At 69.8% G+C, this 10,765-nt stretch carries 10 protein-coding genes and 1 pseudogene; 9 read left to right on the top strand and 2 right to left on the bottom strand.

Going from position 1 to position 10,765, the window contains the following annotated elements:
- From A5695_RS23030 to A5695_RS27990, 7 genes and pseudogenes are all read left to right on the top strand, one after another.
- The coding region (locus A5695_RS23030) for an AAA family ATPase (RefSeq protein ID WP_156749814.1) at positions 1-823 on the top strand (823 nt) is incomplete at its 5' end.
- A gap of 197 nt (positions 824-1,020) precedes the next feature.
- On the top strand, positions 1,021-1,884 hold the full coding sequence (gene ttfA / locus A5695_RS23025; protein WP_068087748.1) for a trehalose monomycolate transport factor TtfA: 864 nt from the start codon (positions 1,021-1,023) through the stop codon (positions 1,882-1,884).
- A 54-nt stretch (positions 1,885-1,938) separates the two neighbouring features.
- Positions 1,939-2,712 carry an SDR family oxidoreductase gene (locus A5695_RS23020; RefSeq protein ID WP_068087783.1) on the top strand — a complete coding sequence of 258 codons (774 nt, stop codon included), beginning with the start codon at positions 1,939-1,941 and terminating at the stop codon, positions 2,710-2,712.
- Positions 2,713-2,770: 58 nt separating this feature from the next.
- Complete coding sequence (gene pyrE, locus A5695_RS23015; RefSeq protein WP_068087780.1) at positions 2,771-3,304, top strand: orotate phosphoribosyltransferase; 534 nt, start codon at positions 2,771-2,773, stop codon at positions 3,302-3,304.
- 30 nt (positions 3,305-3,334) lie between these two features.
- Complete coding sequence (locus A5695_RS23010) at positions 3,335-4,216, top strand: hypothetical protein (protein WP_068087770.1); 882 nt, start codon at positions 3,335-3,337, stop codon at positions 4,214-4,216.
- Positions 4,213-4,863 carry an RNA methyltransferase gene (locus A5695_RS23005; RefSeq protein ID WP_068087774.1) on the top strand — a complete coding sequence of 217 codons (651 nt, stop codon included), beginning with the start codon at positions 4,213-4,215 and terminating at the stop codon, positions 4,861-4,863. Before A5695_RS23010 ends, A5695_RS23005 begins: the two co-directional genes overlap by 4 nt.
- 266 nt (positions 4,864-5,129) lie before the next feature.
- Positions 5,130-6,019 (top strand): annotated as a pseudogene (locus A5695_RS27990) (XdhC family protein).
- A 43-nt stretch (positions 6,020-6,062) separates the two neighbouring features.
- Here A5695_RS27990 and eutC read toward each other — a convergent pair.
- On the bottom strand, positions 6,063-6,830 hold the full coding sequence (eutC, locus tag A5695_RS22995) for an ethanolamine ammonia-lyase subunit EutC (protein ID WP_068087743.1): 768 nt from the start codon (positions 6,828-6,830) through the stop codon (positions 6,063-6,065).
- Positions 6,830-8,236: an ethanolamine ammonia-lyase subunit EutB gene (locus A5695_RS22990; protein ID WP_068087740.1), complete on the bottom strand. Its 1,407-nt coding sequence runs from the start codon at positions 8,234-8,236 to the stop codon at positions 6,830-6,832. Before A5695_RS22990 ends, eutC begins: the two co-directional genes overlap by 1 nt.
- A 28-nt stretch (positions 8,237-8,264) precedes the next feature.
- Here A5695_RS22990 and A5695_RS22985 point away from each other — a divergent pair, with 28 nt between their 5' ends.
- A complete protein-coding gene (locus A5695_RS22985; RefSeq protein WP_068087738.1) occupies positions 8,265-9,395 on the top strand; it encodes a glycoside hydrolase family 76 protein in 1,131 nt (376 codons plus the stop codon).
- On the top strand, positions 9,392-10,744 hold the full coding sequence (locus A5695_RS30130) for a 3-oxoacid CoA-transferase (RefSeq protein ID WP_068087736.1): 1,353 nt from the start codon (positions 9,392-9,394) through the stop codon (positions 10,742-10,744). The genes A5695_RS22985 and A5695_RS30130 overlap by 4 nt, the downstream gene beginning before the upstream one ends.
- The last annotated feature ends 21 nt before the right edge of the window (positions 10,745-10,765 follow it).

Here is a 10,765-nt window from a genome sequence, read left to right as displayed (position 1 = left end):
GAAGCGTGCGGTGACCGCGGTGTCCGACGCGGTGCGTCGCAGCCGGGCCGGGGTCGCCGACCCCAACCGGCCGACCGGGTCCTTCATGTTCCTCGGCCCGACTGGTGTCGGTAAGACCGAGCTGGCCAAGGCGCTGGCGGAGTTTTTGTTCGACGACGAGCGCGCGATGGTCCGCATCGACATGAGCGAGTACGGCGAGAAGCACTCGGTCGCCCGGCTCGTCGGCGCCCCGCCCGGTTACATCGGTTACGACCAGGGCGGCCAGCTGACCGAGGCGGTGCGGCGGCGTCCGTACACGGTGATCCTGTTCGACGAGATCGAAAAGGCGCACCCGGACGTATTCGACGTGCTGCTGCAGGTGCTCGACGAGGGCCGGCTCACCGACGGGCAGGGCCGCACGGTCGACTTCCGCAACACCATCCTCATCCTGACGTCCAACCTGGGGTCGGGCGGCAGCGAGGAACAAGTGATGGCCGCGGTGCGCTCGGCGTTCAAGCCGGAGTTCATCAACCGGCTCGACGACGTGATCATCTTCGACGGCCTCGAGCCCGGCGAGCTGGTGTCGATCGTCGACATCCAGCTGGCCCAGCTGCAGAAGCGGCTGGCGCAGCGCCGCCTCACGCTCGAGGTGTCGCTGCCGGCCAAGCAGTGGCTGGCGCAGCGCGGATTCGACCCGGTCTACGGCGCGCGGCCGCTGCGCCGTTTGGTGCAGCAGGCCATCGGCGACCAGCTCGCCAAGCTGCTGCTGGCCGGTGACGTGCACGACGGCGACACCGTGCCGGTGAATGTCAGCCCGGACGGCGATTCGCTGATCCTGGGCTGAGGCGGCTCGAACGTCGACTTGTTGTCGGCATTTCATCCGAAATCGCCCAACAAGTCGACGTTCGGCGCGAGAGGGGTGTTACTTGGTGGCGACCCCCCGTCGCCCGGCTACGCCGCGCTCGCGATCGCCACGCTGTGATTGGGTTGTGACCGACCGGACTTCTTTATTCCGGAGCAAATGCAGATACCCTGTGTGGGATGGTCCCCCTTTGGTTCACGCTCTCCGCGCTGTGCTTCGTCGGCGCGGGCGTGTTGCTGTACGTCGACCTCGATCGACGCCGCGGCCGCAGCAGGCGCCGCAAATCGTGGGCGCGGTCGCACGGGTTCGACTACGAGCGGGAATCGACCGACATTCTCAAGCGCTGGAAGCGCGGGGTGATCTCGACGGTGGGCGACATCGCCGCCGAGAACGTCGTGCTGGGCCAGATCCGCGGTGAGGCGGTGTACATTTTCGATCTCGAGGAAGTCGCCACCGTGATCGCGCTGCACCGCAAGGTGGGCACCAACGTCGTGGTGGACCTGCGCCTCAAGGGCCTCAAAGAGCCACGGGAGAGCGACATTTGGCTGCTGGGCGCGATCGGCCCGCGGATGGTGTACTCCACCAACCTGGACGCCGCCCGACGGGCGTGCGACCGCCGCATGGTCACCTTCGCGCACACCGCGCCGGACTCCGCCGAGATCATGTGGAACGAGCAGAACTGGACGCTGGTTGCCCTGCCCATCACCAGCACCCGCACCCAGTGGGACGAGGGCTTGCGCACCGTGCGCCAGTTCAACGACCTGTTGCGGGTGCTGCCGCCGCTGCCGGAGGAGACCCAGCAGGAGGCCGGCGGCGCGCCCGCGGGGCTGCGCAGCGCGGCGCCGAGCCGTCCGCTGGCGCCTGCCGGCAGGGCCGAGTTGCCGCCCCGGCGCCCGCAGCAAGACGTGGCCGGGCTGCTGGGTGACGCGTCCACGCGCCGGCCGGCCGAGCCGATCCGCCGCGAGCAGCACGGCCCGGACGCCGTTCGCCGGCCGCCGCCGGCGGGACGCAACGGCCACCAGGCCAGCAACTATCAGCACTGACGGCGCGCCGGGCGCCGGGTTGGCGGCGCGGCCGCCGTCATTAGGATGTCGCTCATGCCTCGTCCCGTAGCCCTGATCACCGGGCCCACCTCCGGGATCGGCGCCGGCTACGCGCGACGCTATGCCAACGACGGCTACGACCTGGTCCTGGTCGCCCGCGACGCCGACCGGCTGACGGATCTCGCCGGCGAACTGCAGGGCCGGGCCGGCAACATCGAGGTGCTGCCCGCCGACCTGGCCGACGCCACCGGCCGCGACCGGGTCTGCGAACGCCTGTCCCGCGGGGTGCGCGTATTGGTGAACAACGCCGGCTTCGCCACCTCCGGCGACTTCTGGGCGACCGACCCCGCATTGCTGCAGTCCCAGCTCGACGTCAACGTCACCGCCGTCATGCACCTCACCCGGGCGGCCCTGCCGGCCATGCTCGACGCCGGCGCCGGCACCGTCATCAACATCGCCAGCGTGGCCGGGCTGGTGCCCGGGCGCGGATCCACCTACTCCGCGTCCAAGGCGTGGGTGATCTCGTTCAGCGAGGGCCTGTCCGTCGGCCTGCAAGGCACCGGCGTCGGGGTGCACGCCGTGTGTCCGGGGTACGTGCACACCGAGTTTCACGCCCGAGCGGGGATCGACATGGCCAAGTCGCCGTCGTTCATGTGGCTGGAGGTGGACGACGTGGTGAACCAGAGCCTGGCCGACGTCGCGCGCGGCAAGGTGATCAGCATCCCCGGCCTGCAGTACAAGGCGATCATCGCCGCGGAGCGGATGATCCCGCGGACCCTGATGCGGGCCGTGACCAAGCGCATCGGCGGTGGCCGTGGCCGAACCTGAGGAGTCGCTGCGCGGCGACGATGCCGGGCGCGCAGCGGCGGGAGGAGGAGCCGCGCACATTGACCTACGCGCGGAGCTGGCCGACCTGGTGCGCCGGCTGTCGGTGGTGCACGGCAAGGTGACGCTGTCGTCCGGCAAGGAGGCCGACTACTACGTCGACCTGCGCCGCGCCACCCTGCACCACCGGGCCTCGGCCCTGATCGGCACGCTGATGCGCGACCTCACCCGCGACTGGGATTACGCGGTGGTTGGGGGCCTTACCCTGGGCGCCGACCCGGTCGCCACGGCCGTCATGCACGCGCCGGGACGCCCGATCGACGCGTTCGTGGTGCGTAAGTCCGCGAAAACCCATGGGCTGCAACGCCTTATCGAGGGCTCCGAGGTTGCCGGTAAGCGCGTGTTGGTCGTCGAGGACACCAGCACCACGGGCGCGTCGGCGCTCACCGCGGTGCGCGCCGTCCAAGAGGCCGGCGGACACGTGGTCGGTGTGGCCACCGTCGTGGACCGCTCCACCGGCGCCGCCGAGGCCATCGAAGCCGAGGGCCTGCCCTACCGCAGCGTGCTGGGCCTCGCCGATCTCGGGTTGGGCTAGGCCGCCATCGCTGTGCGCACCTTTCTCGCGATGGCGGCCTGCCTGCTGGCTTGCCTGACGGGGTGCTCGGGCTCTAGCCATCCGGTCCGGCCTTACGGCGCCCAGGGCGCGCGGTTCGGGGAATCGCTGTCGCTGCTGGGCTGGAACATGGCGGTGTCGAACCTGCGCTGGGACGGCGATTATGTGCTGATCGACGTTGACGCCTCCGCGGCCAACCCGCAGGCGCCGCACGCCAAACCCGAGGACATCCGGTTCGGGCTCTACGGCGCGCTGTCGCATCCGATGGAGTCCAACGGGCTGGGCAGTTGCGAGCGCCCGACGGGCAAGGCGCCCGACATCCACTCACCGCTGTCGGCTTCCGGCGACCGGCTCGCCGGGACGGTTTGCCTTGGGCCGCTTAAGGATCGCAGCCAGGTCCGCGGCGTCTACACCTACTCGCCGCGCGACCGGATCCCGAACAGCTCGGCGGCCTACCCGGCCGCGTTCCCGGTGGGGCTGATGCCCACCAACGGAAACGACACCGGCCTGTCGGTGAAGACCGTCAGCCTGTCGGCCTGGCGCGCCGACGGGGCCCCGATGACCAAGGCGCAGCTCGGCGATCCCGCGGCGTTCAACGGCAACGGCTACATGCTGCTGGGCCTGGAAGCCGACGGGCTCGCCGCCCGGTATCGCGACGAGTCGGCCAACCGCGGCGGCCCGCTGATGCTGCTCGCGTCCCCGACGCTGCCCGGCGCCGGGCTCAACCCGGCCTGCTCGGCGTACGGGTCGTCGGTGCTGATCCTGCCCGACGCCTCGCTGGACGCGGTGCATGTCAGCGCGTCACTGTGCACGCAGGGAGAAATCAACCAGGCGCTGCTCTACGCGACCGTCGCGGTCGACGGCACGCATGCCGGGGTGTGGACGCCGCGATGAGCGAACCGGGGCCTGGGCCGACCGAATGGGCCGCACCCGCCGCCGGGGTGGGCCCCTGGCCGGGTGAGCCGCCCGACGACCCGCGGTATGACCCGGTCCTGTTGCGCGAGGGCGACACTCGCAACGTCGTCGACGCCTACCGGTACTGGACGCGGGAGGCGATCATCGCCGACATCGATCGGCGCCGGCATTCGCTGCACGTCGCGATCGAGAACTTCGGTCACGACGCCAACATCGGCTCGGTGGTGCGCACCGCCAACGCCTTCGCGGTGCACACCGTGCACATCGTGGGCCGAAGGCGGTGGAATCGCCGCGGCGCCATGGTGACCGACCGCTATCAGCGGCTGTGCCATCACGACAGCACGGGAGAACTGCTGGGCTTCGCCGCCGATGCCGGGCTGACGGTGGTGGCGGTGGACAACGTTCCGGGGGCCACGCGGCTCGAGGAGACCGCGCTACCGCGGGAGTGCCTGCTGGTGTTCGGTCAGGAGGGCCCGGGTATCACCGACGACATCCGCGCGGGCGCCGCGATGGCGGTGTCGATCGCCCAATTCGGGTCCACCCGCAGCATCAACGCCGGCGTCGCCGCCGGCATCGCCATGCACGCCTGGATCCGGCAGCACGCGGACCTGTCGGACGCGTGGTAGCCGCGTCGCTTTTGCGCGCTCCGCGTCGAATGTGCGCTCAGGGCAGGGATTCTCGCCGTGTCGCCGCCCGGGGCGCCCGCTGAACGCCATGCGCGCGCTGCGCAATTTGATATCGCGGGCGATATCAAATCCGCCGGCAACGTGCAGGTCCGGAATCAGGTGCCTCTGTGACATGTGATCCTCAAACCCCTCGGTCCGGCAGCGATCGAGGGGGCGAATGGACCCGAAGCCGAGCGGGGTCGTGACCGTCCGCCTACGTTGAGAGTGTGCGTGACGTGCTGGCCGAACTGATGTCGATCTGGCGCGCCGGTGACACCGCGGGGCTGGGCACGGTCGTGCGCACCGTGCGGTCCACGCCGCGGCCGCCCGGAGCGGCAATGGTGGTCGCGCCGGACGGCTCGGTCAAGGGTCGGTGTCGGGTGGCTGCGTGTAAGGGGCGGTCTACGACCTCGCCGCCGAGGCGGTGAAACCTGGTGCGCCGCGGCTGGAGCGTTACGGAGTCAGCGACGACGACGCGTTCGCGGCGTGATCGACGTGTTCGTCGAACCGGTGTCCCGCGCGTCGTTTCCTGAGCTCGGCGCGGTGGCCGATGACATCGGCGGGCGCGCGGTGGCGACCGGGACCGTGATCGCCCACCCCGACCCGGCCCGGATAGGCCGTCGGATCGTCATCCGGCCCGACGGCACGGTGGGTTCGCTGGGTTCGGCGCGCGCCGACGCCGCAGACGTTGATCTTCGGCGCGATCGACTTCGCCGCCGCGCTCGCGCGGCAGGGCTCTTTTCTCGGCTACCGCGTCACCGTGTGCGACGCCCGCCCGGTGTTCGCCACGCTGGTCCGGTTCCCGACGGCCGACGAGGTCGTCGTCGACTGGCCCCATCGCTACCTCATCGCCCAGGCGGAGGCGGGCGCCATCGATCGGCACACGGTGATCTGCGTGCTCACCCACGACCCAAAGTTCGATGTGCCGGTGCTCGAGGCGGCGCTGCGCCTGCCCGAGGTCGGATACATCGGGGCGATGGGATCGCGCCGCACGCACGATGACCGGATGACCCGGCTCCAGGCAGCCGGGCTGAGCGCCGCCGAATTGCGCCGCCCGCTGGCCCAGATCGGGGGTCGGATCCACCATGACGCGCGAGATCCCACTCTCCTTCCGTAGTGCCGCCCCTAGGCTGTGCTCGGCGTCGCCGGTGGCGACCAGCTCAAGTACGCATACCGTCTAGGCCGGAGACGCTAGAACTGCCGATTGCTGCTCGCGTTGTGTCTTTGAGGGCGACCCCCGAGCGGCCGAGTTGGCGCGCCCCGGCGACCAACGCGGCGGTGACCGCCGCGGCCGTCGCGTAGTCCAGGCCGTCGGGCGGATGGATGTTGGAGACGCAGTTGCGGTCGGCGTCGGTGCGTCCCGGCGTCGGCCGGTGTGTCAGATAGATGCCCAGGCTGTCGGCGACCGACAGCCCCGGCCGTTCGCCTATGAGCACGAGAACCGTTGTTACACAGAGCGATTGGCCGATGTGGTCACCCAGCGCGACGCGCGCCTGGGTCGCGACGACTACCGGGGCGATCGTGTACCGGCCGTCGAATTCGCGCACCAGGGCTTCGAGCATTCCCGCGGCGTGGTCGGTCAGCGCCCGGGGCGATAACCCGTCGGCCAGCACAATACCGATGTCCGCGTTGGTCTTTGGCAAACCCGACAGGTCCGCGGGGGTGCGGCCGAGGTCGGGCCGCCGCAGATACTCGCCGCGCGAAGTCGCCCGGCTGGACACCCGCAGCGGTTCGCCGAAGTGCAGTTGCGCGATCAGGCCGTCGACGTCGAGCGGTTCATGGACAGCATCGCGCGCCGCGGCGTGCGCGGCCTGGAATTCCAGGACGCGCCGGGTCGGCAGCGAGTCTCCCGCCCGCCCGAGCCCGATCCGCGCCTGCGTGGTCGCCCGCAGCGGAGCCCAGGCGTCCGCGGGTTCCGGGTCGGTCATCAGCCGGCAGCCAGCGCGCGCAGCGGCGACGTTGCGGGGTCGACGGGCAGGATCCGGCCGTCGGCGTCGGCCATGCCCAGGCCGGTCAGCCACGCCTCGAATTCGGGAGCGGGCCGCAGCCCCAACGCCTTTCGCACGTACAGCGCGTCGTGAAAGGACAGGCTCTGATAGCCGAGCATGATGTCGTCGGCGCCGGGAACGGTGATGACGAACGCGGTGCCCGCCACGCCGAGCAGGGTGAGCAGCGTGTCCATGTCGTCCTGGTCGGCCTCGGCGTGGTTGGTGTAGCAGACGTCGACGCCCATCGGCAGCCCGAGCAGTTTCCCGCAGAAGTTGTCCTCCAGCCCGGCGCGGATGATCTGCTTACCGTCGTAGAGGTACTCCGGCCCGATGAAGCCGACCACGGTGTCGATTAGCAGCGGCCGCAGCGCCCGGGCCACCCCGTACGCCCGCGCCTCCAGCGTCTGCTGATCGACCGGCCGGTTACCCACGCCAAGGTGGGCCCCCGCCGACAGCGCCGCACCCTGCCCCGTCTCCAGGTACATGACGTTGTCGCCGACGGTCCCGCGGTTCAGCGACCGCGCGGCCTCGTCGGCCTCCAGCAGCATCGGAATCGACGTGCCGAACGAGGCGTTGGCGCCCTCGGTGCCGGCGATCGACTGGAACACCAGGTCGACGGGCGCGCCCCGCTCGATCAGCTCCATCGTGGTCGTGACGTGGCAGAGCACGCACGACTGGACCGGGATCGCGAACCGCTGCCGGATGTCGTCGAGCAGGTGCAGCAGGTCGGACGCCGCGTGCGGCGAGTCGGTCGCCGGGTTGATGCCGATCACCGCGTCGCCGCAGCCCATCAGCAGTCCGTCGAGCAGCGCCGCGGCGATCCCGCGCGGGTCGTCGGTGGGGTGGTTGGGCTGCAGCCGGGTCGCGAGCGTGCCCGGCAACCCGATCGTGGTCCGGAAGGCGGCGGTCGCCGTCGCCGCGGCGGCGACCAGGATCAGGTCCTGATTGCGCATGATCTTTGACACCGCGGCAACCATTTCCGGCGTCAGCCCCGGGGAGACCGCCGCGATCCGCGCGGCGGCGTCGCCGCGGGACGCCGCGTCCAGCAGCCAGTCGCGGAAGCCGCCCACGGTCAGGTCGGCGATCGGGCCGAACGCGTCGCGGTCGTGGCCGTCGATGATGAGCCGGGTGACCTCGTCGGTCTCGTACGGCACCACCACGTCGGTGAGGAACGTCGCCAGCGGGATGTCGGCCAGCACCCACGCGGCCGCGGCCCGTTCGGCGTCGGATCCGGCGGCGCACCCCGCCAGCTGGTCGCCGGAGCGCGGCGGCGTCGCCTTGGCCAGCACGTCGACCAGCCCGTCAAAGGTGTGCGTGGTCCCCGAAATGGTTTGCCGGTAGCGCATATATCAGTATGAGGCAGGATCGGGGAGTATGGATCAGCTGTGGGTCAACCGGGCGGCCAGCTCCGAGGCCGCCGTGACGCGACGGCACCTCAAACGCCTCTGGGGGTTACCCGGGACGCAGCTGGGCGTGGTGGCGTGGCCGTCGACGCGGCGGGACCGGATGTTCGGCACCTGGCACTACTGGTGGCAGGCCCACCTGCTGGATTGTCTGGTCGACGCGCAGCTGCGCGACCCGCAGCACCAGCGGCACACCAGAATCAACCGCCAGGTCCGTTCGCACCGGCTGCGCAACAACTTTCGTTGGACCAACAGCTACTACGACGACATGGCCTGGCTGGCGCTGGCGCTGGAACGGGCCGCCCGGATCGCCGGGGTCGAGCGTCATCGCGCACTGCCCAAGCTCGCCGATCAATTCCTGACGGCGTGGGTGCCCGAGGACGGCGGCGGCATCCCGTGGCGCAAGCAGGACCAGTTCTTCAACGCCCCCGCGAACGGCCCGGCGGGAATCTTCTTGGCCCGCTGCGGCGAGAAGATGCGGCGCGCCCAGCAGATGGCCGACTGGATCGACGAGACCCTGATCGACCCGGAGACGCACCTGGTGTTCGACGGCATCAAGGCCGGGTCCCTGGTGCGCGCCCAGTACACCTATTGCCAGGGCGTGGTGCTCGGCCTGGAAACGGAGCTCGCGGCACGCACTCATGACGATCGGCACGCCCCGCGGGTGCATCGGCTGGTCGCGGCCGTCGCCGACCACATGGCCCCGACGGGCGTGCTGACCGGCGCCGGTGGCGGGGACGGCGGCCTGTTCTCCGGCATCACCGCCCGCTACCTGGCGCTGGTCGCCACCACCCTGCCGGGGAACTCGGCCGACGACGCCGTGGCCCGCGACACCGCCCGGCGCATCGTGCTGGCGAGCGCGAAGTCGGCGTGGGACTACCGGCAAACGGTCGACGGGTTGCCGCTGTTCGGCCCGTTCTGGGACCGCGACGCGCGCCTGCCCGGCGCCGAGGGTGGGGAGGCAGAGTTCGTCGAGGGGGCGGTGAACAGTTCCGAGGTCGCCGAGCGAGACCTGTCGGTGCAGCTGTCGGGCTGGATGCTGATGGAGGCTGCCTGTAACGTCACGGCCGAATCGTCGTATCAGAACGGGAGCGCTCAGTGAGTAATAAAGTCCACCCCGACGCCGAGTCGGCTCTGCAAGGTTTGCTGCAGGATGGCATCACGATCGCGGCCGGTGGCTTCGGTCTTTGCGGCATCCCGGAGAAGCTGATCCAGACGCTCGTCGACAGTGGCATTCAGGACCTCACCATTGTCGGAAACAACGCCGGTGTGGACGATTTCGGCATGGGTCTGCTGCTCAACGGCAGGCGGGTGAAGAAGGTGATCGCCTCCTATGTCGGCGAGAACAAGGAGTTCGAGCGCCAGGTGTTGGCCGGCGAGCTTGACCTCACGCTCGTTCCCCAGGGCACGCTGGCGGAGAAGTTGCGTGCCGGCGGCGCCGGCATTCCCGGTTTCTACACCCGCACGGCGTACGGAACCATCCTCGCGGAAGGCAAAGACACCCGCGTCTTCGACGGCACGGAATACGTACTGGAAGAAGGCATCCGGGCCGACGTGGCGATCGTCAAGGCGTGGAAGGGCGACAAGGCCGGCAACCTCATTTATCGAAAGACCGCGCGCAATTTCAACCCGATGATCGCCACCTGCGGCGCCGTGACGATCGCCGAGGTGGAAGAGCTGGTCGAGGTCGGAGACCTGGATCCGGACCTGATCCATACCCCTGGCATCTACGTGGACCGCATCATCGAGGGGTCCGGCTACGAGAAGCGCATCGAGTTCCGCACCACGAGCGGCGGGGCCGCGCTCCAGCAGCACAGCCCCCTTCGGGAGCGGATGGCCCAGCGCGCCGCCCAGGAGTTGCGCGACGGCTATTACGTCAACCTGGGTATCGGGATTCCGACGTTGGTGGCCAACTTCATTCCCGACAACATCAGCGTCACGCTGCAATCGGAGAACGGCTTGCTGGGCATCGGGACGTACCCGAGCGAAGACGCCGTCGACCCCGATCTCGTCAACGCCGGCAAGCAGACCGTCACCGCCCTGCCCGGGTCCAGCTTCTTCAGCAGCGCCGACTCCTTCGCAATGATCCGCGGTGGCCACATCGATTTGTCCATCCTCGGCGCCTTGGAGGTGGCCGAGAACGGCGACCTGGCCAACTGGATGGTGCCGGGCAAGATGGTCAAGGGTCCGGGCGGCGCGATGGATCTGGTGTCAGGTGTCAAGCGGGTGATCGTGCTCATGGACCACACCGCGAAAGACGGCAGCCCGAAAATCCGTCAGCAATGCTCGCTGCCCCTCACCGGCAAGGCCGTGGTCGACATGATCATCACCAACCTGTGCGTGTTCGACGTCGAGCCGGGACGCGGCTTGACGCTCACCGAGCTGCATCCCGGAGTGACACTCGACGAGGTGCGCTCCAAGACCGGCTGTGACTTCAACGTCGCGGTTTGAGGACCTCCCGAACGCCGTCGG

The sequence above is a fragment of the Mycobacterium sp. E1747 genome (assembly GCF_001667775.1).
In the GTDB taxonomy this organism is placed as follows: Bacteria; Actinomycetota; Actinomycetes; order Mycobacteriales; family Mycobacteriaceae; genus Mycobacterium.
This window is presented reverse-complemented; position numbering and strand designations above follow the sequence as displayed.